Origin of the sequence: Streptomyces dioscori, from assembly GCF_003024195.1 — a bacterium.
GTDB classification, from domain to species: Bacteria; Actinomycetota; Actinomycetes; order Streptomycetales; family Streptomycetaceae; genus Streptomyces; species Streptomyces dioscori.
Genome location: NZ_KZ679045.1, coordinates 236597 through 262136, shown reverse-complemented (window position 1 = coordinate 262136; position 25540 = coordinate 236597). Strand labels below are relative to the sequence as shown.

The window sequence follows — 25540 nt, the reverse complement described above, 5'->3', positions numbered from 1 at the left end:
TGCGTCACACGACGGTGTACGTCACCGGATCGCTGCCCGGCACCTGCTCCGCGCGGCCCAGTTTCACCAGGCGGCGCAGATGGGCCTCCGCCTCCGAGACGGCGATGTTCCTGGAGCCGTACGGGATGTCGGCCCAGGGGCGGTTCCACTCCATCCGCCGGGCGACCTGCCACACGGTCAGCGGGGTGGAGAGAAGGGTGAGGAGGCCGGTGAGGCGTTCCTCGTGGTGGTCCAGCAACTCCCGTACACGGGACGGGGCGTCGGTGAAGGCGTGCAGATGGGCGGGCAGCACCTCGGCCGGTTCCAGGCTGCCGATCCGCTCCAGCGAGTCGAGGTAGTCGCCGAGCGGATCGGGCTCGCTGTCGTCGTCCGGGTCCTCGTACAGCCCGATGTGCGGGGTGATCCTCGGCAGGAGGTGGTCCCCGGAGAACAGCCGTCCATTGCCCGGCAGTTGGGCCGGATGCCTCTCCTCCAGGTGGAGGCAGACATGGCCGGGCGTGTGGCCCGGGGTCCAGACCGCGCGCAGCCGCCGGCCGGCGAGGTCCAGGAGTTCCCCGGGGACGATCTCCCGGTCGGGAAGCGCGGGGGTCAGGCCGGGGAGCCGTGAACGGGCGGTGCGCAGCGGTGCCACGTGCTCCTCGGGCGCGCCCGCGGCGGTCAGCTTGTCCGCCATGTACGTGAACCAGCGGCCGGGTCTGGTCTCGCGGGTCCGCCGCACGATGGCGATGTCGGCGGCGTGCATGGCCACCCAGGCGTCCGACGCCTCGCGCACCTTGGCGGACAGCCCGTGGTGGTCCGGGTGGTGGTGGGTGATCACCACGCCGTGGATCTCCGCGACAGCCGTTCCGCAGGCTGTCAGCCCCTCGGTGAGCGCGTCCCAGGAGGCCGGATCGTCCCAGCCCGTGTCGATCAGCACCGGTCCGCGGTCGGTGTCCACGACGTACACGAGGGTGTTCCCGAGGGGGTTGTCCGGGATGGGTACCTCGATGGACCGTACGCCCCCGCCGTGATCGGTCACCTGTGGCATGGGCTCCCCTGTCGACGACTCCCGACTCCCGGCCACTATAACTAGAACCGGTTCCAATGGGAGTGCTGTGCGCTCCGTGGACTCCTCCAAGTGGAACTGGTATCAGTTTCAGAGTCTGATGCACCGTCAGGAGTAGTCCCCGTTCCTTTCGTTGTCCTCGTTGTCCTCGTTGTCTTCGTCGTCCTCGGAGAGGCAGTCGGTCATGACCGAACTCGTGGAACACGCACAGCTGTTCATCGGCGGCGAGCTGACCGCCCCCAGCGGCCGGGACGTCATCGAGGTGGTCTCCCCGCACACCGAGGAGGTCATCGGCCGGGTGCCGCACGCCGCGCGGGAGGACGTCGACCGGGCCGTCGCCGCGGCGCGCACCGCCTTCGACGAGGGGCCCTGGCCGCGGATGTCCCTCGACGAGCGCATCGAGGTGGTCACCCGCATCAAGGACGCGATCGCCGTACGCCACGAGGAGATCGCCCGGGTCATCTCCTCCGAGAACGGCTCCCCCTACTCCTGGAGCGTCCTCGCGCAGGCGCTCGGCGCGATGATGGTGTGGGACGCGGCGATCACGGTCGCGCGGGACTTCACGTACGAGGAGACGCGCGACGGAGTGCTCGGGAAGATCCTCGTGCGGCGTGAGCCGGTCGGGGTCGTCGCCGCCGTCGTCCCGTGGAACGTGCCGCAGTTCGTGGCCGCGGCCAAACTCGCTCCCGCGCTGCTGACCGGCTGCACGGTCGTCCTCAAGCCGTCGCCCGAGTCGCCGCTGGACGCGTACATACTCGGCGAGATCGCCAAGGAAGCCGGGCTGCCGGACGGCGTCCTGTCGATCCTGCCCGCCGACCGCGAGGTGAGCGAGTACCTCGTCGGGCACCCCGGGATCGACAAGGTCTCCTTCACGGGGTCGGTCGGGGCGGGCCGGCGCGTCATGGAGGTCGCCTCGCGCAACCTCACCCGCGTCACCCTGGAACTGGGGGGCAAGTCGGCGGCCGTGGTCCTGCCGGACGCGGACATCGCGACCTCCGTGCCGGGCATCGTCTCGGCGGCCTGGATGAACAACGGCCAGGCGTGCGTCGCCCAGACCCGCATCCTGCTGCCGCGCTCCCGCTACGACGAGTTCGCCGAGGCGTTCGCGGCGGCGGCGAACGCGCTCGTGGTCGGCGACCCGCTGGATCCCGCGACCCAGGTCGGCCCGCTGGTCGCGAGGCGGCAGCAGCAGCGCAACCTCGACTACATCCGCATCGGCCAGGAGGAGGGCGCCAAGATCCTCACCGGCGGTGGCCGGCCGGCCGGTCTCGACCGCGGCTGGTACGTCGAGCCGACGCTCTTCGGCGACGTCGACAACTCCATGCGGATCGCCCGCGAGGAGATCTTCGGGCCGGTGATCTGCCTCCTCCCGTACGGGGACGAGGCGGAGGCCGTGAAGATCGCCAACGACTCCGACTACGGGCTGAGCGGGAGTGTGTGGACGGGGGATGTGGAGCGCGGGATCGATGTGGCGCGGCGGGTGCGGACCGGCACGTACTCCGTGAACACCTTCAGCCTCGACATGCTCGGGCCGTTCGGCGGCTACAAGAACTCCGGGCTGGGGCGGGAGTTCGGGCCCGAGGGGTACGGGGAGTACCTGGAGCACAAGATGATCCATCTGCCGGCCGGGTGGGAGGCCTGAGGATGGGGGACCGGTGGCATGTGGAGGTCGACCGGTCGCTGTGCATCGGGTCGGCCCAGTGCACGCACCTCGCCGCCGCCGCCTTTCGTCTCGACTCCGCGATGCAGTCGCATCCCGTGGAGGCCGAGACGGACGCGAACGAGGAGATTCTGGAGGCGGCGGAAGGGTGCCCGGTGGAGGCGATCATGATTGCGCTGCTGGGGAGCGGAGAGGTGGTTTTTCCCCCGGAGGAGTGAGGTCCCGTCGGGGCGGGCGTTGCGTGTCGGCCGCCGGCCGGTGGGGGCGGACCCAAAAGATTGCGCAGTTCCCCGCGCCCCTGGGGGGTGGGGGGCGAGGTGGGTTGTCGGGTGCGGGTGCGTCGTGGTTGCTCGCGCCGTTCCCCGCGCCCCTTGAGGGCGCCGGTGGTGCGGGTGCTGGTGGGCGCGAGCGGTCACGGCGTACTCGCGCCCCGTCAGGCGCGCGGGGAACCGCGCGACCAGCCCCCACCGGCCCGCACCCGGCAACGCGCCATGGGCGCAGCCCCGCAGTGTCAGTCCTGTGGGGATGTCAGGTCGATGAGGCGGCAGACCGTTTCTATGTCGATCTTCACCTGGGCGATCGACGCCCGGCCGGAGAGCCAGGTGATCAAAGCCGAGTGCCAGGTGTGCTCGATCACCCGGACCGCGGAGAGCTGGGCCGGGGTCGGGTCGTCGAGGCCCATCGCGTCGAGGATGATCACCGTCGTCTGGCGGGAGACCTGGTCGACCTCCGGACTGACACTGCGGTCCGCGAACGTGAGCGCGCGGACCATCGCGTCGGCCAGATGCGGCTCGCGCTGGAGGGCACGGAAGGCGCGCATCAACGTCTCCGACACCCGCTCCGCCGCCGTGTCCCCCGACGGCGGCTTCTTGCGGAGCGTGCCGTGCATATGGGCCAGCTGGTCCTGCATGGTCGCGACCAGCAGATGCACCTTCGACGGGAAGTAGCGGTAGAGCGTACCCAGGGCCACCTGGGACGACTCCGCGACCTCCCGCATCTGTACCGCGTCGAAACCGCCCCGGCTCGCCAGCTGCGCGCTCGCGTGCAGGATCCGCCGCCGACGCGCCTCCTGGCGCTCGGTGAGCGGGGGATTGACCGGCTGCGCGGCCCGTACGGGCGGCTGCGCGGCCTTCGCCGCAGTCTTGGCTTCCGCAGGCATGGATCCCGTTCCGTGACGTTCGTACAACAGAGGGCGGTGGGGCGGGCGGGGGCGGGTCGGGTGACAGCAGAGTAGAGGTCCCGCCGTGGCGTGAATCACCCGATCCACCGCTCACAGGAGAGCTACCTGCCGGTAGATTCAATGCTCCCTGAACGATCAAGTCTGAAACTTGTTCTAGATTACCGTCCCGAAGTAATCTCGCGGGAAAGTGCTGGAAGAAGGGGGCCGAGAGTGACCCATGAGGCCATGGAGGCAGGCCTCCACGAGGGCTCGGCCGCCGACGCCGACCGACCGCTGCGCATCGCGCTCCTCACCTATAAAGGGAACCCGTTCTGCGGCGGCCAGGGTGTCTACGTACGTCACCTCTCGCGCGAGCTCGCCCGGCTGGGCCACCACGTCGAGGTGATCGGCTCGCAGCCCTACCCCGTGCTGGACGAGGGCGAGGGCCTGGACGGGCTCTCCCTCACCGAGCTGCCGAGCCTCGACCTGTACCGCTCGCCCGACCCCTTCCGCACCCCGAAGCGCGACGAGTTCCGCGACTGGATCGACGCGGTCGAGGTCGGCACGATGTGGACCGGGGGCTTCCCCGAGCCGCTGACGTTCTCGCTGCGCGCCCGCCGCCATCTGCGCGCCCGGCGCGGCGACTTCGACGTCGTGCACGACAACCAGACGCTGGGGTACGGGCTGCTGGGGGACGTGGGCGCGCCGCTGGTCACCACCATCCACCACCCCATCACCGTGGACCGGCAGTTGGAGCTGGACGCCGCCGGGAGCCGCCGCAAGCGGGCGTCCGTGCGCCGCTGGTACGCGTTCACGCGGATGCAGAAGCGGGTCGCGCGCCGACTGCGGTCCGTGCTCACCGTCTCCGGCACGTCCCGCCAGGAGATCGTCGACCACCTCGGCGTACGCGACGAGCGGATCCACGTCGTCCACATCGGCGCCGACACCGACCTCTTCTCGCCCGATCCGTCCGTGCCGAAGGTTCCCGGCCGGATCGTCACGACCTCCAGCGCCGACGTCCCCCTCAAGGGGCTCGTCTTCCTCGTCGAGGCGCTCGCCAAGGTCCGTACCGAGCACCCCGCCGCCCACCTCGTCGTCGTCGGCAGGCGCGCCGAGGACGGGCCGGTCGCCCAGCTCATCGAGCGGTACGGGCTCGAAGACGCCGTCCAGTTCGTGAAGGGCATCTCGGACGCGGAACTCGTCGACCTCGTACGGTCCGCCGAGGTCGCCTGTGTGCCGTCCCTGTACGAGGGTTTCTCGCTGCCCGCCGCCGAGGCGATGGCCACCGGTACGCCCCTGGTGGCCACCACCGGCGGAGCCATCCCCGAGGTCGCGGGGCCCGACGGCGAGACGTGCCTGGCCGTTCCGCCCGGCGACGCGGGCGCGCTGGCCGCTGGGCTGAGCAGGATGTTGGGCGACCCGGGCCTACGCGAGCGGCTCGGCGCGGCCGGGCGTGCGCGCGTACTGGAAAAGTTCACGTGGGCCCGCGCCGCGGAAGGGACGGTAGCCCGCTACCGCGAGGCGATCGCGACCACCCACCGCTCCGCGCCGGGAACGCACAGCCGCTCCGCGACAGGAACGGACAGCCGCTCCGCGGCAGGCCCAGACCGCTCCGCGGTCCAGACTCCCGGCCGCTCCGCGGCCCGACCGGCGGCGGAGCAGGCCCCCGCCGCGGGCCCGTCGGCGGCAACCGAAGGCAGCCGCTCCGCGGCCCAGCAGGAGGGGGAGCAGGCCCTCGCCGTCACCCCCGTGGACACCCCTCACCGTGAAAGCAGGACCACGTGCTGACCGTCGACTTCTCCCGGTTTCCGCTTGCCCCGGGGGACCGTGTGCTGGATCTCGGGTGCGGGGCCGGACGCCACGCCTTCGAGTGCTACCGGCGCGGCGCGCAGGTCGTCGCGCTGGACCAGAACGGCGAGGAGATCCGCGAGGTCGCCAAGTGGTTCGCCGCGATGAAGGAGGCGGGCGAGGCACCGGAGGGCGCCACCGCCACCGCGATGGAGGGCGACGCGCTGCGGCTGCCCTTCCCCGACGAGTCGTTCGACGTCGTCATCATCTCCGAGGTGATGGAGCACATCCCGGACGACAAGGGCGTACTCGCCGAGATGGTCCGCGTGCTCAGGCCCGGCGGGCGCATAGCGATCACCGTGCCGCGCTACGGGCCCGAGAAGGTCTGCTGGTCGCTCTCGGACGCGTACCACGAGGTCGAGGGCGGCCACATCCGCATCTACAAGGCGGACGAACTGCTCGGCAAGATCCGTGAGGCGGGCCTGCGGCCGTACGGCACGCACCACGCCCACGCCCTGCACAGCCCCTACTGGTGGCTCAAGTGCGCGTTCGGCGTGGACAACGACAAGGCGCTGCCGGTCCGGGCGTACCACAAGCTCCTCGTCTGGGACATCATGAAGAAGCCCCTCGCGACCCGGGTCGCCGAGCAGGCGCTCAACCCGCTGATCGGCAAGAGCTTCGTGGCGTACGCGACCAAGCCGCACCTGCCCGCGGCCACCCTCACGGACGCTTCGTGACGACTCCGCGCACCGAACACCTCGTCCTGACCGGGGTGCTCACCGCGGAAGAGGCCGCGCAGACCGTCCGGGGCATCCTGGCCGTACAGCGCCCGGACGGCGCCATCCCGTGGTTCCGCGGCCACCACCTCGACCCGTGGGACCACACCGAGGCCGCCATGGCCCTGGACGCGGCGGGCGAGCACGAGGCCGCCGCCCGCGCGTACGAGTGGCTGGCCCGCCACCAGAACGAGGACGGCTCCTGGTACGCGGCCTACGCCGACGGGGACGCCGCCGAGGTCACCGACCGCGGACGCGAGACCAACTTCTGCGCGTACATCGCCGTCGGCGTGTGGCACCACTACCTGGCGACCGGCGACGACACCTTCCTGGACCGGATGTGGCCTTCGGTGTTCGCGGCGGTCGAGTTCGTCCTCGAACTCCAGCGGCCCGGCGGACAGATCGGCTGGAAGCGCGAGGACGACGGCCGGGCCGTCGAGGACGCGCTGCTGACCGGGAGTTCGTCCGTCCACCACGCGCTGCGCTGCGCGCTCGCCATCGCGGAGGAGCGCGAAGAGCCGCAGCCCGACTGGGAGTTGGCGGTGGGCGCGCTGCGCCACGCGATCCGCCGGCACCCCGAGCGGTTCCTCGACAAGGACCGCTACTCGATGGACTGGTACTACCCCGTGCTGGGCGGCGCGCTCACCGGTGCCGAGGCAAAGGAGCGCATCGAGCGGGACTGGGACCGGTTCGTGGTCCCGGATCTCGGCGTGCGCTGCGTGGTGCCCAACCCGTGGGTGACGGGCGGCGAATCGGCCGAACTCGCCCTGGCCCTGTGGGTCGTGGGCGAGTCCGACCGCGCACTGGAGATACTGCAGTCGATCCAGCACCTGCGTGACCCGGCGACGGGCCTGTACTGGACCGGTTATGTCTTCGACTCACGGGCGATCTGGCCGGAGGAGCTCACCTCGTGGACGGCGGGCTCCCTGCTCCTCGCCGTGGCCGCACTGGGCGGGGACGAGGCGACCTGCGCGGTCTTCGGCGGCGACCGCCTGCCGTTCGGACTGGACCCCGACTGCTGCCAGTAGGGGGTGGGGCGCGTACGCGAGCCGAGGGGGGTCGGTCGCGTACGCGAGAAGGAGGGGATCAGCTGCGTACGCGGTTGGCGATCGCGTGCCCGATGAAGAGGTACACGACGGCTGCGAGACCGTAGCCGGCGACGACCCGTGCCCACTGCTCGTCGAACGTGAACAGGTCGTGCGACCAGCCGGCGAGCCAGCGTGCGGAGTCATGGATGAACTGGACGAACGAATTGCCCTGGTTGGCGTCCAGTAGGTACATGAGGATCCAGAGGCCCAGGATGAAGGCCATGATGTCGGCAACGATGGCTATGACGCGGCCGGCTGAGTGGGAACCGTTGCGAGATCTAGGGGACATGCCGTACGGGTTGCCCTTGAATCTCGTATGAAACCTCCGGCTCTCCTCATGATGGTTCGTCAGCCCTTACCCTGAATCTCAACTGCCGTTCACCGTGAGGTGGTTCGGCGGTAAGCGCGGTCACCGACGATCCTGCCCCACAGTAGGGGGAGACGCCGGTGCCCGCGAACAGAGCCGAGAGACCCGCAAGATCCGCAGCACGGCCCGCCAGATCCGCAGCACGGCCCGCAGGACCCGCCGTGCCGCCCGCGGGACCCGCCCGGTCCGATCCGTCCACCGGCCCGCTGCGACCGGCGCGACCCGCGGAGGAACCCAGACTCGCGGTCGGCGGACCCGTCCGCAGCCGGCTGCGGCGCACGCTGGCCCTCGCACTGCCCGCCCCCGTCATCGGCCTCGTCCTGCTGCTGGCCTCCGGCCATCTGACGCTGCCGCTCGACCGGATCGTCACCATCGAGGCGAAGATGGCCTCCAAGCGGGACTTCTTCGAGAACCCCGAGGTCCGGCGCATCCTCATGAAGCACGGCTTCCGGGTGCACATCACCCGCATGGGATCCCGGGACATCGCCACCCAGGACGTCGCGGGGTACGACGTCGTCTTCCCCTCCGGACAGCCCGCCGCGGACCTCATCACCCGGCAACGCGCCAGGGCCGGCCACCCCGCCCTCACCTACCGGCCCTTCGTCAGCCCCATCGTCCTCGCCACCTACCGGGAGTACGCCGAGACGCTGGACGACGCGGACATCGCCGAACCCCAGCCGGCCGGCACCCCAGGCGGCTCCGCCGAACCGCTGTACTACACGCTCGACATGGGCAGGTTCCTGCAGCAGACGAAGCAGGGCAGGCGCTGGGACGACCTGGACATCGAGAAGCACGGCGTCCACAACGGCAACAAGATCCTCGCCCAGACCTCCGACGTGTGCGACTCCAACTCCGGCGGCACCTACCTCGGCCTCGTCTCCTTCGTATGGCACGGCAACGACGCCCCCGGCAACGACAAGGACGCCGACAGATACGCGCGGGACATCAAGGACCTGCTCATCGAACAGGGCCTGCCGGGCTCCGAGCGGGCCGAGACCTACCTGTCCGTGGACGGCAAGGGCATCGCGCCGATCTCGGTGATCTACGAGCACCAGTACCTGGCCCACCAGATCCGGTACGAGGCCGAGCACGGCAAGCCGGACGCCGGACGCGTCCTGCTCTACCCCTCGACCCGGTTCGTCACCGAACCCCAGCTCGTCGCCCTCACCGGGGACGGCGAACGGCTCGGCGAGCTGGTCACCGAGGACCCCGAACTCCAGCACAAAGCGATGGAGTTGGGGTTCCGGGTCCGGGACGCCACCAGTGGCTCGACCAGCGACCAGCTCGCGTCCTTCCTGGCGGACCGCGGTATCCAGGTGCCGGTCACCTCGGCCGACGACACCAAGGCGGTCCTGCCACGGCTGCCCCTGCTGGAACGGATGATCCAGACGGTCGGCGAGTGCCCGCCCGCGCAGTCGCCCCAGCAGGGCGCCAAGTGAGGCGCGCGGTAAGCACTCTGACGCTGCGTCTGTTCGTCGCCGTCACGCTCACCCTCGCCACGACCGTCGCCTGCTCCGGCGGCGACGACGACCCGACCACCCTGCACGTCCTGGCCGGCCCCGATCTCGCCGTACTGGAGCCGCTGCTCGACGAGTTGAGGTCCGAGACCGGGGTCGAGCTGAAGATGGACTACCGGGCCGACGCCGACACCGGAGAGGCACTGGCCGCCGCCGGAGCCGCCGCCGCCGGAAAGGCCGCCGCCGGTGCTGTCACCGGAAAGGCCGGCGGCGGTCACGAGGCCGCCTGGCTCTCCACCGACCGCTCCTTCCAACTGCGCCACAAGGACACCGCCCGGGGCCTGCTGCGCACCCCGACCATGCTCTCGCCGGTCGTGGTCGGCCTGCGCCCGGACGCGGCACGCGCCCTCCACGCCAAGTCGGGCGAGCAGCACCTCAGTTGGGCGGACCTCGCCGCCGCCGCCGCCACCGGCACCGTACGCTTCGGCATGGCCGACCCGCGGCGGACGGGAACCGGCCTCGCCGCACTCGTCGGCGTCGCCACCGCGGCGGCCGGCACCGGCGGCGCCCTGCGCGAGGAGGACGTCTCCTGCGACCGGCTGCGCGGCTTCCGCTCAGGACAGCGGATCACCGCCGCCTCCACCCGCGACCTGCTCGACGACTTCATCGACCACCCCGGCACGGCGAACGCGCTCATCACCTACGAGTCCGACCTCCTCGCCCTCAACTCCGGCGGCCGGCTGACGGAGAAGCTGGAGATCGTGCGGCCCAAGGACGGCACGGTCCTCGCCGACTTCCCGCTGCTCCTCCTCGACCCGGGCCGACGGGCCACCTACGACAAGGTCGTGCGGTGGCTCCGGCAGGACTCCGTACAGCGGAAGATCATGCGGACGGCACTGCGGCGCCCGGCGAACCCGTCGGTCGCCAGGGAGGGAGAGCTGCGGGCGCAGGTCGGCAACGCGCTCTACTTCCCCGACCGCCCCGACGTCCTGGAGCGCCTCCTCGACGACTACGGCGATCCCGCCCACCGCGTCGCCCACCAGGTCGTCTTCCTGCTCGACTTCTCCGGCTCGATGCGCGGGGAACGCATGGCGGAGCTGCGCGAGGCCTTCGCCGACCTCAGCGGCGCGGACTCCTCGGCGACGGGCGCCTTCGCCCGCTTCCACCAGGGCGAACGGCTGACCGTCGTACGGTTCGGAGGCCGCGTCCTGGAGGAACGGACCGTCACCGTCCGGGGACAGCGGGACCTGCGCACCCTCGCCGACATCGTCGCCCACGGTGGCTACGGCGACGCGACCGCCGTCTGGACCGCGCTCGACCACGGCTACCGCACGGCGTCCTCCGCGCTGACCGACGAACCCGAACGGTCCGTGTCCATCGTGCTGATGACGGACGGCGAGAACAACGCGGGCATCGCGTACGAGGAGTTCGTACGCCGTTACGAGGCGCGGTCCGCCGAGACCCGTACCGCGGTCCACACCTACCCCGTGCACTTCGGGGAGGCCGACGCCGAAGCCCTCCGGCGCGCCGCCGGGAGGACGGGCGGACGCATGGTGGACGCGGACGCGCGGGGATCGTCCCTTTCCGAGGCGTTCAAGGAGATCCGTGGCTGTCGTTGACGCGCAGTGGTGGGGTGTGTGGTGGCCGTGGATGACGGTGTGGCTCGTCACCGCGGCCGGTCTGGTGACGCTCGGGGCCGTGCTGGTGCGGCACGTGCGGGAACGCGGGCGCGGGCGCCTCGGCCGGCGCGGCGTGGGGCAGCGGTCCGCGTACAGCGTCTGCTTCTACCTGGACGAGAAGGCGGTGATGGACCTCTACCGGATCGGCAACTACAGCGCGGCGCTGGAACAGGCCGTCGAGCACCGCACCAACGTCAACACCAGCGTGGGGCTGTGGGGCCGGCTGCTGCCGTGGACGGTCAAGGCGAACCGGGACGTCACGCAGGAGAAGTTCAGCAGTTACGTGGCCAAGAGCGAGCCGATCTCGGTGATCGGGATGCTGCTGGACGCGTTCGAACGGGCCGATGTCATCGTCCACGCGGATCTGCGCACGGGGGATGTCGTTCCGAACCGCGCCCTCGCCGAAGCGCTCGGGGCCGGGGCCGGGGCCGACGGGGGTGGTGTCGCGCTCAGCGACATCGAGGAGTTCGTGTCGCTCAGAGGGCGCTTCCTGGTGGAGCCGCAGTCGGAAACCGGGGCGGCGGAGGGGATCGTGCTGCGGGCCCCCTACGGCTCCGACCCGGAGCGGCCGGCGCACGTCCGTGTCACCTGCGCGGCGGGAGGCTTGCGCAACGAACGCCTCAACGATGGCACGTTCCAGGCGCGCTGCCTCGGCAAGATGACGGGTTGGCGGGAGGACACCCGCGAGGTCACGCTGGAAGCGATAGCCATATTCCGCTGACAACAACGTCGTGACCTGCGGGTGAGTGGGGGCTGGCGGCGCAGTTCCCCGCGCCCCTAAAAGCCAAAAGACTGCGCAGTTCCCCGCGCCCCTAAAAGCGTCGTCTGCGGGTCCGCTGTGGCTGGTCGCGCCGTTCCCCGCGCCCCTAGGGGCTGGCGCCTTTGGCGGGCCCCGTTAGGGGCGCGGGGAACTGCGCGAGCAACCACGACGCACCCGCAGATGGCAGCGCACCCCCACACCCCAAGGGGCGCGGGGAACGGCGCGACCAGCCCCCACCGGGCCCGCAGGTGAAGGAACAGCCGAGCCCAGCGCAGCTGTCAGTTCAGGTCTGCCAGGACTCGGAGCGTGTGGGGGTCCGGGGACAGGAGTAGCAGGTCCGTTATCGGGCCCTTGCGCCACAGGTCCAGGCGTTCCGCGATCCGTTCGCGCGGGCCGATCAGAGAGATCTCGTCCGCGAAAGCGTCCGGCACGGCCGACACCGCCTCCTCCCGCCGCCCCGCAAGAAACAGCTCCTGCACCCGCCGAGCCTCCTCCTCGAACCCCATCCGCCCCATCAGATCCGCATGGAAGTTCCGGGCCGCATGCCCCATCCCCCCGATGTAGAAGCCGAGCATCGCCTTCACCGGCAGCAGCCCCTCGGCGACGTCGTCACACACTTTCGCCCGGACCATCGGGGCGACGAGGAACCCCTCGGGCGCCGCGCCCAGGGAAGCCTCGTACACCGCCGTCCGCATCGGCGACCAGTACAACGGCAGCCAGCCGTCCGCGATCCGTGTCGTCTGGGCGATGTTCTTCGGCCCCTCGGCCCCCAGGAGCACCGGCAGGTCGGGGCGGAGCGGGTGGGTGATGGGCTTGAGGGCTTTGCCGAGTCCGGTGCCGTCCGAGCCCCGGTACGGGTGTGTGTGGAAGCGGCCGTCCAGTTCGACGGGCCCCGCGCGCCGCAGGACCTGGCGTACGACGTCGACGTACTCCCGGGTCGCCGTCAGCGGTGACTTCGGGAACGGGCGCCCGTACCAGCCCTCGACGACCTGCGGCCCGGACAGCCCGAGGCCGAGCATCACGCGCCCGCCCGAGAGGTGGTCGAGCGTCAGCGCGTGCATCGCCGTCGTGGTGGGGGAGCGGGCCGCCATCTGGGCAACCGCCGTACCCAGCTTGATCCTTGAGGTCTGCGCGGCGATCCAGGTGAGCGGGGTGAAGGCGTCCGAGCCCCAGGACTCGGCGGTCCACACCGAGTCGTAGCCGAGCCGTTCCGCCTCCAGGGCGAGGGGCACATGGTCGGCGGAGGGGCCGCGGCCCCAGTATCCGAGGGCGAGTCCGAGCCGCATACACCACTCCTGACGGTTCGTCAGATGTCATCCGGGCCGGGCCGACTGTACGGGAACGGCCCCCCGCCCGGAAGGGCTCCGAGGAGCACCCTGGGCGGAGGGCCGTGAAGGACCGGCGGTGACGGGGTCAGCCGCGCTGGATCCCGGACGTGTCCTGCAGTACACCGCGGCGGCCGTCCTGCGTCTGGGCCACCAGGCTCGGACCGCGCTGCTCGACGGCCAAGTACCACGTACCCGGCGCCAGTTCGGCGATCGGCGTGGGCGAACCGTCCTCCGCGAACAGCGGACGGGCCACCGGCACCGCGAACCAGAACGGGGCAAAGTCCCCGGCGGGCTGCTGCGCCTGCGGAGCCTGCGCCTGATGGGGCTGGCCCGGCTGAGTGCCGAACGGCTGGCCCTGCTGCGGCTGACCGGGCTGACCGGGCTGACCGGGCTGGCCGCCGAAGGACGGGCCGGGCTGCTGGGCGCCCGGGTAGCCGTAACCACCCTGCGGCTGACCGCCGTAGGGCTGCGGGGCGGCCGGCTTCGGGGGCGGCAGGAGCGCGCCCTTGAGGGCCGGGACCAGCGGGGTGGCGATCGCCGCACCGGCGAGCACCAGAGTGGCGATGAAGCTGAGGATGAGGCCGGTACCGCTGCCGATGGCGTCACTGCCACCGTTGTTGTCGAAGCCGCCGGCCGGGTCGAAGATGTTCCCGAGGGCGCTCCACGCGGCGAACACCGTGAAGGCGACACCGAACGGGCCGAGGTCGAGACCGGCGACCTTCGGCGCCTGCGGCAGACCGCGGGCGACGACGATCAGCGCGGCGCCGATGATGCCGGCCAGGGTGACGCTCAGGAGGACCGGGCCGCTGCCCCAGGCGTTCGGGATGTCGGCGCTGTCGGGGGCCCCGTCGATCGAATAGATTTCGAGGAACGACGCGATCAACAGCAGAACCGCTGCTCCGATCACCACGCCGTCGCCCCTAGTGAGGGAGCGGATATTCACTTCAGGTCCTTCGTCAGTCGTCTCGTCATCGGTAGAGGCGTCGCTCTCGCCACGTCGCCGTCAGGTCGTGGTGTGAAGCGCAGGGGTGGCCCCTTATCGTAGGGACGACACTATCGCCCGCCCTACACGGGTGTCCGCCCGGATGTCCCCTCTGATCGCTACCCGCGCAGGAAACTCACGATTCCCTCAGAGATTCCCTCCGCCGCCTTCTGCCGCCAAGTGCCGCTGGTCAGCTGCGCGGAGTCCTTCGTGTCGCGCATGTTGCCGCACTCGATGAACACCTTCGGAACCGTTGACAGATTGAGACCGCCGAGGTCTTTGCGCACATCGAGGCCGGTGCCGTCACCGATGTAGTTGGAGGGCGGCCCGCCGGTGGTGCGCAGGAAACCGCCGGCGATGCGTTCGCCCAGCGCCCGGGACGAGGCCACGATGGGGCGGGTGTCGGCGGCGCCGGAGTGCACCGAGCCGGGCAGGATCACATGGAAGCCGCGGTTGCCGGCCGCCGAGCCGTCCGCGTGGATCGACACGACGGCGTCCGCCCCGGCCTTGTTGCCGATCTCGGCCCGCTCGTCCACGCACGGGCCCCAGGCGCGGTCGCCGTCCTGGGTGAACTTCACCGTGGCGCCCTCCTTCTTGAGGATCGCGCGCAGCCGGTGCGAGACGTCGAGGGTGAACTCGGCCTCGGTGTAACCGGCGTTGGTCGACGTACCCGTCGTGTCGCACTCCTTCCAGTTCGTCCCGATGTTCACCTTGCGGTTGATGTCGGACGGGTGCCGGAAGTTGCCGGGGTTGTGACCGGGGTCGATGACGACGACCTTGCCCTTGAGGGGGCCGGAGCCCGCGGGGGCGGAAGCGCCGGACTCGTCACCGCCGCCGGACTGCTCCTTGCCGTCCTCGGAGGGGCCGGGCAGTTCGGACGAGGGCGCGGATGCGGATGCGGATGCGGATGCGGACGCGCCGGCCGAGGCCGACGTCCTGGCTGCCGCCGATCCGTCCCCGTCGTCGGAGTCGCCGACCGCCTGCCACACCAGCCAGCCCACCAGGGCTCCCGGTACGAGCGCGGCGACCGCGACGGTCAGGGGTCCGCGCAGGGGGTGGCGCGGGGGGCGTGGGGGTTCGAAGTCCGGGCCTACGTATGACACGGCCAACACCTTACGGGTCGGCCGGGCCCCGCGCGGTGAAGGAGGTGCCGGGGCGCCGACTCCTGCCGTTTTGGTCCCTCAGACGCCCTTGCCGGTGCGACGCAGCACCCGCAGGGAGTCCGTCGCCGAGACCTCCGTGAACGCGCCGGACTCCAGCGCCCGCAGATACACGCGGTACGGCGCCTGTCCCGTGAACTCGTCCACCGGATCCGGGAACACGTCATGGATGAGCAGCAGCCCGCCCTCGGCGACGTGCGGCGCCCAGCCCTCGTAGTCGCCGCTCGCGTGCTCGTCGGTGTGGCCACCGTCGATGAAGACGAGGCCGAGGGGGGAGTTCCAGAAGGCGGCGATCTGCGGGGAGCGGCCGACGACCGCGACCACGTGATCCTCCAGACCGGCGCGGTGGAGCGTACGGCGGAAGGCGGGGAGCGTGTCCATGCGGCCGAGTTCCGGGTCGACCGTCGACGGGTCGTGGTACTCCCAGCCGGGCTGCTGCTCCTCGCTGCCGCGGTGGTGGTCGACGGTGATCGCCGTGACACCGGCCTCGCGGGCGGCGTCGGCGAGCAGGATCGTGGAGCGGCCGCAGTACGTCCCGACCTCCAGCAGAGGCAGGCCCAGCCGTCCCGCCTCGACGGCGGCGGCGTACAGGGCGAGCCCCTCCCGTACGGGCATGAACCCCTTGGCCCCTTCGAAGGCGGCGAGAACCGAGGGCGCGGGGGCCGAGGGCATGAAGTTCCTCCAGGTCGTCCGTACAGATGCCCCGCCATGGTGCCCCACGCCCGCCCCGGCGCCCCGTCAGGGGCGCGGGGAACGGCGCGAGCGACCACGACGGTCCCGCACGCGACGATCCGGCCCGTTTTTAGGGGCGCGGGGAACTGCGCGGCCAGCCACGACGGTCCCGCACCCGACGATCCGGCCCCTTGGGCTTGCGGGAGATTCGTCTGCGGGTCCGCTGTGGCTGGCCGCGCAGTTCCCCGCGCCCCTGAAGGGCGCCCTTCGGGCTGCCCAGCCCGGGGTTTTGGCTGCGGGTCCGCTGTGGCTGGCCGCGCCGTTCCCCGCGCCCCTTAAGGGCGCCCTTCGGGCTGTCCTGCCCGGGGGTTTGGCCGCGGGTGCGTCGTGGCTGGCCGCGCCGTTCCCCGCGCCCCTTAGGGGTGCCCTTCGGGCTGCCCCGCCGGGGCGCCGCGCGCTATGCCAGGACCGTGGCGCCCGGGAGCGCGAGGTCCATTTCTATCGATCGGTCGTCGCCCGGGTGGCTCGCGCCGGACGCCAGCGGGCCGTGGCCGCCCGCCGTGACGGCCAGGACGTACGCACCTGCCGCCGGCACAGCGAGCGCGTACCCGCCGTCCGCCGAGGACAGCGTCGCCCCCGCCTGCCGCCCCCGCCGGTCGATCAGCGTCACCTTGGCGCGCGCGACCGGCGAACCCTCGGAGGTGAGGACCCGGCCACGGAAACCGGTCGTCACCAGGTCCGCAGACGTAGACGTAGACGTAGAGATATATGCGGGCGCGGACGCGGACGCGGGCGCAGGCTCGGACAGAGGGTCGCTGGAAGCGACCAGATGCGGCTTCGCCGCGTTCGCCGCCGCCCGTCGCCCCGGCAGGAACGCCGCGAACACCAGCCCGAGCAGCACCGCACCCGTAGCGATCATGAACGACACCCGGAACCCGTGCATCGTGGGAACGGCGACGCCACCCACCTGGTTCGCGGTGTTCGCCAGGACCATGCCGATCACGGCGCTCGACACGGACGTACCGATGGAGCGCATCAACGTGTTGAGCCCGTTGGCCGCCCCGGTCTCGGACGCCGGAACGGCGCCGATGATCAGTGCGGGCAGCGAGGAGTACGCGAGTCCGATGCCCGCGCCCAGCACCACCGCGATGATGATGGTCTGCCAGGCGGCGCTCATCAGGCCGAGCCCGGCCCCGTACCCGACCGCGATGATCAGCATGCCGGTCATCAGGGTGACCTTGGGTCCGTACTTGGCGGAGATACGGGCGTACACCGGCGCCGTGAACATCATCGTCAGGCCGAGCGGCGCCACGCACAGGCCCGCCACGACCATGGACTGGCCGAGGCCGTAACCGGTCGAAGCGGGCAGCTGGAGCAGCTGGGGCAGGACGAGGGAGACGGCGTAGAAGGCGACACCGACCATGATCGAGGCGAGGTTGGTGAAGAGGACGGCCGGGCGGGCCGTGGTGCGCAGGTCGACCAGCGGAGCCTTGACGCGCAGCTCCATCACGCCCCACAGGAGCAGGACGGCCACCGCGGCGCCGAACAGGCCGAGTGTCGTGCCGGAGGTCCAGCCCCAGTCGCTGCCCTTGGTGATCGGCAGGAGGAAGAGGACGAGGCCGGCGGAGAGGCCGAGCGCGCCCGGGGCGTCGAAGGTGCCCACCGCACGCATCGGCGACTCGGGTACGAAGATCAGGGTGAGCACGATCGAGACGACGCCGAGGCCCGCCGAGCCGAAGAACAGCGCGTGCCAGTCGGCGTGCTGTGCGACCAGTGCCGCGACCGGCAGCGCGAGTCCGCCGCCGACGCCGATCGAGGAGCTCATCAGGGCCATGGCCGAGCCGAGCTTCTCGCGCGGCAGGCCGTCGCGCATCAGGCCGATGCCGAGCGGGATGGCGCCCATGGCGAAGCCCTGCAGGGCCCGGCCGACGATCATCACGAGCAGGTCGCTGGTGAAGCCGGCGACGAGCGAGCCCACGACCATGACGGCGAGGCTGGCTATCAGCATGCGCCGCTTGCCGTAGAGGTCACCGAGGCGGCCCATGATCGGCGTGGACACGGCGCCCGCGAGCAGGGTGGAGGTCATGACCCAGGTGGCGTTGCCGGGGGAGGTGCCCAGCAGCTCGGGGAGGTCCTTGATGACCGGCACGAGCAGGGTCTGCATCACCGCGACAACGATGCCCGCGAAGGCCAGTACGGGAACGATTCCGCTGCCGTTCGGCCTTCGAGTGTGCGGATCCGTCGTTGTCCGGGTCATACGTGCGGCCTCCAGAGGCATGGGACAGGTAGCTGCGTACGGGTACGGCTACAGGTAGGTGCTGGGTGAACCCCGTGCGCCCAGGCAACTATTCCGTTGCTTCGAGCCGCTAACGAATTCTTGACCTTCTCATTACATCCACCCTTCCGTCCGCCCTCCCGCCCGCCCTCTCATCCGCCCCGCCCCGGGCCTTCCCTCGAAATGGAACGTGTTCTAGTCTCCGGCCGGACAGGACCCGGACCGTGGGGAGAGCCATGAGGACGAAGGCGTACGTCGTCGGTGTGGGCATGACCAGGTTCGAGAAGCCGGAGACGCGGGACTGGCAGTACTGGGACATGGCGCGGGAGGCGGGCACCGGCGCCCTCGCCGACGCCGGGATCCCGTACGAGGCGGTGGAGCAGGTCCCCGTCGGATACTGCTTCCAGGCCTCCACGGCCGGGCAGCGGGCCGCGTACGAACTCGGCCTTACCGGTGTGCCCGTCCACAACGTCAACAACAACTGCGCGACCGGCGCCACCGCGCTGATGCTCGCGCGGCAGTTCGTCGAGGGCGGCGCGAGCGACTGCGTACTGGCGCTGGGGTTCGAGAAGATGGCGCGCGGCGCACTGGGCGGCGGAGCCGACGGCGGGGACTTCGCGACCTCGCCCGTCGCCCGCCACTACGCCGTCATGGCGGCCCGGCACGGCTTCGAGATGACGCCGCCCACCGCCCAGATCTTCGGGAACGCGGCGCGCGAACACATGGAGAAGTACGGCACGACCCAGGCGCAGCTCGCGGCCGTGGGCGCCAAGAACCACCGGCACTCGGCGAACAATCCGTACGCGCAGTTCCAGGACGCCTACACGGTCGACGAGATCCTCGCCGCGCGTACCGTCCACTCCCCGCTGACCAAGCTCCAGTGCTCGCCCACCTCGGACGGGGCGGCGGCGGCCGTCGTCGTGTCGGAGCGTTTCGTCGAGCGGCACGGGCTGGGGGAGCGGGCCGTGGAGATCGTCGCGCAGGCGATGACGACGGACACGGAGGAGTCGTTCGCGTCCGGGTCGTGCATCGACGTCGTCGGCCAGCCGATGTCACGGGCCGCCGCACGGCAGGTGTACGACAGCGCGGGGCTCGGCATCGACGACGTCGACGTCGTGGAACTGCACGACTGCTTCTCGATCAACGAACTGCTGACCTACGAGGCCCTCGGCATGTGCGAGCCGGGGGAGTCCGGCAAGCTCGTCGAGTCGGGCGCCACGACGTACGGCGGGCGGTGGGTGGTGAACCCCTCGGGCGGGCTCATCTCGAAAGGGCATCCGCTGGGGGCCACCGGCATCGCGCAGATCGCCGAGCTGACCTGGCAGCTGCGGGGCGAGGCACGGGCCCGGCAGGTGGCGGACGCGCGCGTGGGCCTCGCGCACAACATCGGGCTCGGGGGCGCGGCGGTGGTGACACTCCTCAGGCGTGCCTGAACGGGCACCGGACCGGTAGGCACGCGGACTGTCACCGGGCCTAGGTCCTGCGGCGGACCGGCCGTGCGGCGAAAATCTGATGTACGGGGCAAGGAGCCGCTGCGACCATGACTCCCATGCCTTCGCCCAGAGCCGCCGCAGGCGCAACCACAGCCGCAGAGATACCCGGGTCCCGCCGCCCCGCGCCGCCGACCTGGGTGGTGGTCGCCCTGGCCTGCGCGGGCCAGTTCCTCGTCGTCCTCGACGTGTCGGTCGTCAACGTGGCGCTGCCGTCGATGCGGGCCGACCTGGGGCTGAGCGCGTCAGGACTCCAGTGGGTCGTCAACGCGTACACGATCGCCTTCGCCGGCTTCATGCTGCTCGGCGGCCGGGCGGGCGACCTGTACGGGCGCAAGCGGATGTTCCTGGTCGGGCTGGCGCTCTTCACACTGGCCTCACTGGCGGGCGGGCTCGCGCAGGCGGAATGGCAGTTGCTGGCCGCGCGAGCCGTGCAGGGGCTCGGCGCGGCCGTGCTCGCCCCCTCGACACTGACCATCCTGACCTCGGCCGTGCCCGAGGGGCCCCCGCGTGCGCGTGCCATCGCGACCTGGACCGCGGTCGGCGGAGGGGGCGGCGCGGCGGGCGGACTCGTCGGCGGACTCCTCGTCGACACGCTGAACTGGCGCTGGGTCCTGCTGATCAACGTGCCGGTCGGGGCCGTGGTGCTGGCCGGCGCGCTGTTCTGGCTCGCCGAGAGCCGGGTCGGCGGCAGCCGGCGGCTCGACCTGCCGGGTGCCGTACTGGTGACCTCGGGCCTCGCGACCCTCGCGTACGGGATCGTGCAGACCGAGGCCGAGGGGTGGGCGTCGGCCGCGACGCTCGTCCCGCTGGCCGGCGGTGCCGTCCTGATCGGACTCTTCCTGCTCGTCGAGGCGCGCACGAAGGTACCGCTGATGCCGTTGAAGCTGTTCCGGCTGAGATCCGTGGCCTCGGCGAACGTGTCGATGTTCCTGTGCGGTTCGGCGATGTTCTGCATGTGGTTCTTCATGACGCTGTACGCGCAGAACGTACTGGGCTACACGCCTCTGGAGGCCGGGCTGGCCCTCGTGCCCAGCTCGCTCGCGGTGATCCTCGGCTCGAAGGCGGCGCCCAGGATCATGCGGGCCGTCGGAGCGCGCGATGTCGCGGTGGCCGGGGTGGTGGTGGCCGCGGTCGGGGTCGGGTGGCAGTCGAGAATGACCGCCGACGGGCCGTACGTCACCACGATCATGCTGCCCGGGATCCTGATGATGCTCGGCGCGGGCCTCGCCACGACGCCGCTCGCCTCGGTGGCCACGTCGGGGGCGGCGGTGGAGGACGCGGGGCTGGTCTCCGGGCTGGTGAACACGTCCCGCACGATGGGGGGTTCGCTCGGGCTGTCCGTGATGGCGACGATCGCCGCGGCGCGGACGGGCGGGAGCGCTTCGCCGGAGGCGCTGACGGAGGGGTACGCGCTGGTGTTCCGGACGGGGTGCGGGGTGCTGTTGGGCGGGGCGGTGCTGATGCGACTGTGGCTGCCGGGCGGCTCCGCCGGGGGGCGTGGTCGGCTGCGGGCGCGTCGTGGCTGGCCGCGCAGTTCCCCGCGCCCCCAATAACGGGGCTGCGCCCCCGAAAAGCCAAAGACAAAAGACTGCGCTGTTCCCCGCGCCCCTGAAAGCGGGGCTGCGCCCCTGCCTTCATCCTCTGGGGCAGGGGCCGCACCTCTGCCTTTCAGGGGCGCGGGGAACTGCGCGGCTCGCCCCCACGCGCCTGCAGCCGACCACGCACCTCGGCCCCCGCGGCGCCCCCCCAGAAGCGCTACAGCCACCCCTGGTGGCGGGCCTCCCGCATCGCCTCCATGCGGTTGCGCGTCGCCGTCTTGCCGATCGCGGAGCTGAGATAGTTGCGCACGGTCGACTCCGACAGGTGCAGCTTCGACGCGATGTCGGAGACCGTCGCCCCGTCCACCGAAGCCTTCAGCACATCGCACTCACGCGCGGTGAGCGGACTCGGCCCCGCGCCCAGCGCCGCCGCCGCGAGCGCCGGATCGATGACGGTCTCCCCGGTCAGCACCCGGCGAATCGCCTGCGCCAACTCCTCCACGGGCCCGTCCTTGACGAGAAACCCCGCGGCACCCGCCTCCATCGCCCGCCGCAGATAACCGGGCCGCCCGAACGTGGTGAGGATCAGCACCCGGCAGTCGGGTGTCTCCTCCCGCAGCAGCGCGGCCGCGTCGAGCCCGCTGATCCCGGGCAGTTCGATGTCCAGCAGTGCGACATCGGGCCGGGACTCCAGCGCCGCTCCCACGATGGCGTCCCCCGTCCCGACCTGCGCCACCACCTCGATGTCGGCCTCCAGCCCGAGGAGCAGCGCCAACGCGCCCCGCATCATCCCCTGATCCTCGGCGAGCAGCACACGGATGGACTTGGCGGGCCGATGATCCCGGGGCATCTCGTTCACGCCCCAACATTAGGCCGCTCCGGCTCCGGAGTTCAGGGGGCGCGGCCCCGCAAGGGGCGCGGGGAACTGCGCGGCCGGCCCCCACGCACCCGCACCCGAAAACCAACCCCTGGCCCCCTCACGCGGCAGCCACCCCCACCGGAAGCTCCGCCGTCACCACAAACCCGCCCCGAACCCCAGGCCCCGCCTCCAGCAGACCCCCCGCCGCCGCAAGCCGCTCGGTCAGCCCCGTGAGCCCGGTCCCGCCGATACCCGGCAGAACGGCCGGTGAGGCCCCCGCGGGCGCGGACACACCCGCGCCGTCGTCCGACACCCGTACCCGAACCCGCTCCGACCCCCCGTCCACCGTGATCGAACAGCGGCGAGCGCCACTGTGCCGCACGGCGTTGGTGACGGCCTCCCGCACGACCCACCCCAGCAGCGCCTCCGCCTGCGCGGACAACGGCGGTCCCGACTGCCGTACGACCGGTTCGATCCCCGCCGCCAGCAGTGCCGACCGCGCCCGGTCCAGGTCCGTGGCCAGGCTGCCTTCGCGGTACCCCGTGACCGCCTCACGGATCTCGGTGAGCGCCTGCCGGCCGACGGACTCGATGTCGGAGACCTGGACGAGCGCCGCGTCCAGGTCCCGGGGGGCGAGGCGCCGGGCCGCCTCCGACTTCACGACGATGACGGAGAGCGTGTGGCCGAGCAGGTCGTGCAGGTCGCGGGAGAAGCGCAGCCGCTCCTTCTCGACGGCCTGGTGCGCCAACTCCTCGCGCGCGGCCCGCAGTTCACGCACGGCGTCCGACAGGGACAGGATCGCGGCGGTCACCATGGTGGACAGGAACGTGCCGTACGCGACGTTCACCGCGCCCCAGCCGTCCCGCAGCCCCGCCACGACACCGGCGAGCACGCTCAGTCCGATTCCGGTCCTGCCGAGCCACGGTCCCCGGACGATCGCGCCCGCGGCGAGCCCGAGCAGCGGGAAGAAGAGGAGCCAGCTGCCCCCGTACAGGCCGCCGAGGAGGCAGGTCACCACGCCCAGTGCGATCAGTGCGCCCCGGGTGGAACGGGCTTCGCGGGCCTCCTTGGTGAAGGCGCGGAACACCACGTGGATGTAGAGGGAGTTGAAGACGAGGAGTCCGATGCCGCCGATCCACGGGTTCGGGGTCCGGCCTTGGAAGAGGTTGGAGAAGGCGCCCATCCCCATGAGGAGCCAGGGCAGCAGCGCGAAACCGCTGGGCGGCGGCCCCAGGTGTTCGGGGAGCCTCCCGGTCCTGTGCCCGGTCCGCCCCTCACGCCGCCCGGCCGTCCGGCACCTGAAGCTCCGCAACCAGGACATCTCCCCGGCCCCCGTTCCCGATTTCGTTCCGGTTCCCGTTCCCGTTCCCACTCCCGCTTCCGTTCCCGTTTCCATTCAGGCGGTCCGTGCGGTCCTGCGGTACGAGACCACAGCGTACGAGCCGAAGAGCAGCAGCCAGCCGGTCAGCACCAGCACGGCCGCGAGCGTGGGCGCCCGCCCGTCGGCGACGGCCGTACCGAGCTGCGCGAAGCGGTTCGTGGGGGTGTAGGACGACAGCGAGCGCAGCCAGCCGGGGAACAGGGCCAGGGGGAACCACAGCCCGCCGACCACCGCGAGCGTCAGGTTGCACACCATGTTCACCACGCCGGTGGCCTGCGCGGTCAGCCGGTAGCCGTTGCCCAGCCCGAGCAGGGTGAAGGGGACCGAGCCGAGCCACAGCGACAGTGCGATCACCGCCCACTTCCAGGCGTCCAGCCGTACGCCGTTGACCAGACCGCCCGCCGCGAGGACCGCCACGATCGCGGGCAGGACCGTCACCGCGCCGGTCAGCGCACGCCCGGCGACCACCTGGCGCGGACTCATCGGAGTGATCCGCAGTTGTCGCAGCCAGCCGGTCGAGCGGTCCTCGGCGACGCCGCCGCCGGTGTTCAGGGCGGAGCCCATCGCGCCGTACGCGGCCATGCCGATCATGGACGCGGTCCTCCAGTCGCCGTCGGCGCCGCCCCCGAGGTTCGTGAACAGCAGATACATGACCACCGGCATCACGACCCCGCCGATCATGAAGCCGACGTCACGCAGCGTCCGGCGTACTTCGAGCCGCAGATAGTCGAGCGTCATCACACCGTCTCCAGGGGAGCGAGCCGGGCCACCGGGTCGGAGGCCGCGCCGGAAGCCGTGGCCGGAGCCGCGTCGGAGGCCGTCGCGGTCAGGGCCAGGAACGCGTCGTCCAGCGAGGCGGGAGCGACCTCCAGGCCCCGTATCGCACCGCGTTCGGCCAGCGCGATCACCGTCGCGTCCGGGTCGTCGGTCCGCAGCCGGGCCCGTTCTCCGCGGACCTCCAGGGAGACCACGCCGGGCAGCAGGGACAGCCCGTCCGTACCGGCGCCCGCGAGGTCGAAGGCCGTGCCCGCCAGGTCGAAGGCGACCAGGCTGCCGCCCGCGGCCCGTCTGAGCTGCTCGCCGGTGCCGTCGGCGACGATCCGCCCGTGGTCGACGACCACGATCCGGTCGGCGTTGGCGTCCGCCTCCTCCAGGTAGTGCGTGGAGAAGAGGACCGTGTGGCCGTGGCGCGCGTACGACCGCATCGAGTCCCAGAAGGCGTACCTGGCCTCCACGTCCAGGGCGGCGGTCGGCTCGTCGAGCACGATCAGCGCGGGGTTCCCGACGAGGGCGACCGCGAACCGCACCCGCTGGGCCTGGCCACCGGAGAGCCGGTCGAAGCGCCGCCCGGCCAGTTCGGCGATGCCCGCCAGCGCCAGCGCCTCTCCGGCGGGCATCGGCGAGGGGTAGGTGCGGGCCACGAATCCGACCAGCTCACCCACCGTCACCCGCGGCACGGGCCGCCCGTCCTGCAGCATGGCACCGACCCGGCCGGCCCGTACGGCGTGCTCCGGAGCGGCGCCGAAGAGGCGGACGGTGCCCTCGTCGGGCTCGTCCAGGCCCAGCAGGAGGGAGATCGCGGTGGACTTTCCCGCGCCGTTGCGGCCGAGCAGCGCGACCGTCTCGCCGCGGGCGATCTCCAGGTCGACCCCGTCCACGGCCCGTACCGCACCGAAGACCTTGACCGCCCCCGTCATCCGCACCGCCGCAGCGCCCGTCCCGCTCGGTGTCCCCGCCATCGTCCCCGTCCCCGTTTCCGTCCCCGTCTTTGTCATGGGGACGACGCTACGGAGCGGCGGGCGGGGCGCGGCAGATGCGCATGTACGGACTCGGGCAGGACAAATGTCACTGCCGGGGTACAGCCAAGGCGCTGCCGGGGCACTGTCAGGGCGCTGCCAGGGTGCTGCCGGGGCTCGGGATCGCGTGCGGCCCCGGCAGCTATCTGACATGGCGTCAGGAGTCTTCACATGTGCCCGGGGCTCGGCTATACAGGGGATCGCCGGTACTGGAACGCGTTCTAGAACGGGCGGGTTCCAGGCCCCCGGCCCAGAGTCGACCTCGGTGCGACCGACG

The 25540-nt window shown here is 71.6% G+C and carries 22 protein-coding genes; 10 read left to right on the top strand and 12 right to left on the bottom strand.

Going from position 1 to position 25540, the window contains the following annotated elements; translation table 11 throughout:
* Positions 1–4 precede the first annotated feature (4 nt).
* Positions 5–1027 carry an MBL fold metallo-hydrolase gene (locus C6Y14_RS21775; RefSeq protein WP_107018439.1) on the bottom strand — a complete coding sequence of 341 codons (1023 nt, stop codon included), beginning with the start codon at positions 1025–1027 and terminating at the stop codon, positions 5–7.
* A gap of 202 nt (positions 1028–1229) precedes the next feature.
* Here C6Y14_RS21775 and C6Y14_RS21770 point away from each other — a divergent pair, with 202 nt between their 5' ends.
* Together C6Y14_RS21770 and C6Y14_RS21765 are read left to right on the top strand one after the other, a co-directional pair.
* Positions 1230–2687, top strand: a complete 1458-nt coding sequence (locus C6Y14_RS21770; protein ID WP_107018438.1) for an aldehyde dehydrogenase — start codon at positions 1230–1232, stop codon at positions 2685–2687.
* A 2-nt stretch (positions 2688–2689) separates the two neighbouring features.
* On the top strand, positions 2690–2923 hold the full coding sequence (locus C6Y14_RS21765) for a ferredoxin (RefSeq protein WP_107018437.1): 234 nt from the start codon (positions 2690–2692) through the stop codon (positions 2921–2923).
* Positions 2924–3216: 293 nt separating this feature from the next.
* Here the strand turns inward: C6Y14_RS21765 and C6Y14_RS21760 are convergent, their stop codons facing one another.
* The gene (locus C6Y14_RS21760) at positions 3217–3864 is read right to left on the bottom strand and encodes a TetR family transcriptional regulator (protein WP_107018436.1); all 648 of its coding nucleotides are present in this window, start codon (positions 3862–3864) and stop codon (positions 3217–3219) included.
* A gap of 231 nt (positions 3865–4095) precedes the next feature.
* Between C6Y14_RS21760 and C6Y14_RS21755 the strand changes: the two genes are divergently transcribed.
* The 3 genes from C6Y14_RS21755 to C6Y14_RS21745 are packed head-to-tail and all read left to right on the top strand — an operon-like array spanning position 4096 to position 7456.
* Positions 4096–5652, top strand: a complete 1557-nt coding sequence (locus C6Y14_RS21755; RefSeq protein WP_199854801.1) for a glycosyltransferase family 4 protein — start codon at positions 4096–4098, stop codon at positions 5650–5652.
* A complete protein-coding gene (locus tag C6Y14_RS21750; protein WP_107018434.1) occupies positions 5646–6389 on the top strand; it encodes a class I SAM-dependent methyltransferase in 744 nt (247 codons plus the stop codon). Before C6Y14_RS21755 ends, C6Y14_RS21750 begins: the two co-directional genes overlap by 7 nt.
* A complete protein-coding gene (locus C6Y14_RS21745) occupies positions 6386–7456 on the top strand; it encodes a prenyltransferase/squalene oxidase repeat-containing protein (RefSeq protein ID WP_107018433.1) in 1071 nt (356 codons plus the stop codon). Before C6Y14_RS21750 ends, C6Y14_RS21745 begins: the two co-directional genes overlap by 4 nt.
* Before the next feature lie 58 nt (positions 7457–7514).
* Here the strand turns inward: C6Y14_RS21745 and C6Y14_RS21740 are convergent, their stop codons facing one another.
* The gene (locus tag C6Y14_RS21740) at positions 7515–7805 is read right to left on the bottom strand and encodes a hypothetical protein (protein ID WP_107018432.1); all 291 of its coding nucleotides are present in this window, start codon (positions 7803–7805) and stop codon (positions 7515–7517) included.
* Between the two features lie 239 nt (positions 7806–8044).
* On the opposite strand from C6Y14_RS21740, the gene C6Y14_RS21735 reads away from it, so the two are divergent.
* From C6Y14_RS21735 to C6Y14_RS21725, 3 genes are read left to right on the top strand one after another with little or no spacing between them, the layout of a single operon-like run.
* On the top strand, positions 8045–9322 hold the full coding sequence (locus tag C6Y14_RS21735; RefSeq protein WP_225891197.1) for a hypothetical protein: 1278 nt from the start codon (positions 8045–8047) through the stop codon (positions 9320–9322).
* Entirely contained in the window at positions 9319–10959 is a 1641-nt protein-coding gene (locus tag C6Y14_RS21730) for a VWA domain-containing protein (RefSeq protein WP_225891196.1), read from the top strand. Before C6Y14_RS21735 ends, C6Y14_RS21730 begins: the two co-directional genes overlap by 4 nt.
* Entirely contained in the window at positions 10946–11740 is a 795-nt protein-coding gene (locus tag C6Y14_RS21725) for a hypothetical protein (RefSeq protein WP_159074295.1), read from the top strand. Before C6Y14_RS21730 ends, C6Y14_RS21725 begins: the two co-directional genes overlap by 14 nt.
* 317 nt (positions 11741–12057) lie before the next feature.
* On the opposite strand, the gene C6Y14_RS21720 is transcribed toward C6Y14_RS21725, so the two are convergent.
* The 5 genes from C6Y14_RS21720 to C6Y14_RS21700 form a co-directional block, all read right to left on the bottom strand.
* On the bottom strand, positions 12058–13065 hold the full coding sequence (locus C6Y14_RS21720; protein ID WP_107018430.1) for an LLM class F420-dependent oxidoreductase: 1008 nt from the start codon (positions 13063–13065) through the stop codon (positions 12058–12060).
* Between the two features lie 127 nt (positions 13066–13192).
* On the bottom strand, positions 13193–14050 hold the full coding sequence (locus tag C6Y14_RS21715) for a hypothetical protein (RefSeq protein WP_107018429.1): 858 nt from the start codon (positions 14048–14050) through the stop codon (positions 13193–13195).
* 158 nt (positions 14051–14208) lie between these two features.
* Positions 14209–15192 carry an N-acetylmuramoyl-L-alanine amidase gene (locus tag C6Y14_RS21710; RefSeq protein WP_107018428.1) on the bottom strand — a complete coding sequence of 328 codons (984 nt, stop codon included), beginning with the start codon at positions 15190–15192 and terminating at the stop codon, positions 14209–14211.
* A 78-nt stretch (positions 15193–15270) separates the two neighbouring features.
* Complete coding sequence (locus C6Y14_RS21705; protein WP_107018427.1) at positions 15271–15921, bottom strand: class I SAM-dependent methyltransferase; 651 nt, start codon at positions 15919–15921, stop codon at positions 15271–15273.
* Between the two features lie 457 nt (positions 15922–16378).
* On the bottom strand, positions 16379–18178 hold the full coding sequence (locus tag C6Y14_RS21700; protein WP_107018426.1) for an MFS transporter: 1800 nt from the start codon (positions 18176–18178) through the stop codon (positions 16379–16381).
* 254 nt (positions 18179–18432) lie between these two features.
* Here C6Y14_RS21700 and C6Y14_RS21695 point away from each other — a divergent pair, with 254 nt between their 5' ends.
* Positions 18433–19629, top strand: a complete 1197-nt coding sequence (locus C6Y14_RS21695) for a lipid-transfer protein (protein ID WP_107018425.1) — start codon at positions 18433–18435, stop codon at positions 19627–19629.
* A gap of 116 nt (positions 19630–19745) precedes the next feature.
* The gene (locus C6Y14_RS21690; protein ID WP_107018424.1) at positions 19746–21242 is read left to right on the top strand and encodes an MFS transporter; all 1497 of its coding nucleotides are present in this window, start codon (positions 19746–19748) and stop codon (positions 21240–21242) included.
* A gap of 202 nt (positions 21243–21444) precedes the next feature.
* Here C6Y14_RS21690 and C6Y14_RS21685 read toward each other — a convergent pair whose 3' ends face one another.
* The 4 genes from C6Y14_RS21685 to C6Y14_RS21670 all read right to left on the bottom strand — a co-directional run bounded on the left by C6Y14_RS21685 (position 21445) and on the right by C6Y14_RS21670 (position 25206).
* On the bottom strand, positions 21445–22077 hold the full coding sequence (locus C6Y14_RS21685) for a response regulator transcription factor (RefSeq protein WP_107018606.1): 633 nt from the start codon (positions 22075–22077) through the stop codon (positions 21445–21447).
* Between the two features lie 127 nt (positions 22078–22204).
* Positions 22205–23407 carry a sensor histidine kinase gene (locus C6Y14_RS21680; protein WP_107018423.1) on the bottom strand — a complete coding sequence of 401 codons (1203 nt, stop codon included), beginning with the start codon at positions 23405–23407 and terminating at the stop codon, positions 22205–22207.
* Positions 23408–23482: 75 nt separating this feature from the next.
* Positions 23483–24205, bottom strand: a complete 723-nt coding sequence (locus C6Y14_RS21675; RefSeq protein WP_107018422.1) for an ABC transporter permease — start codon at positions 24203–24205, stop codon at positions 23483–23485.
* Positions 24205–25206, bottom strand: coding sequence for an ABC transporter ATP-binding protein (locus C6Y14_RS21670; RefSeq protein ID WP_107018421.1), 1002 nt, complete (start codon positions 25204–25206; stop codon positions 24205–24207). The genes C6Y14_RS21675 and C6Y14_RS21670 overlap by 1 nt, the downstream gene beginning before the upstream one ends.
* Between the last annotated feature and the right edge of the window lie 334 nt (positions 25207–25540).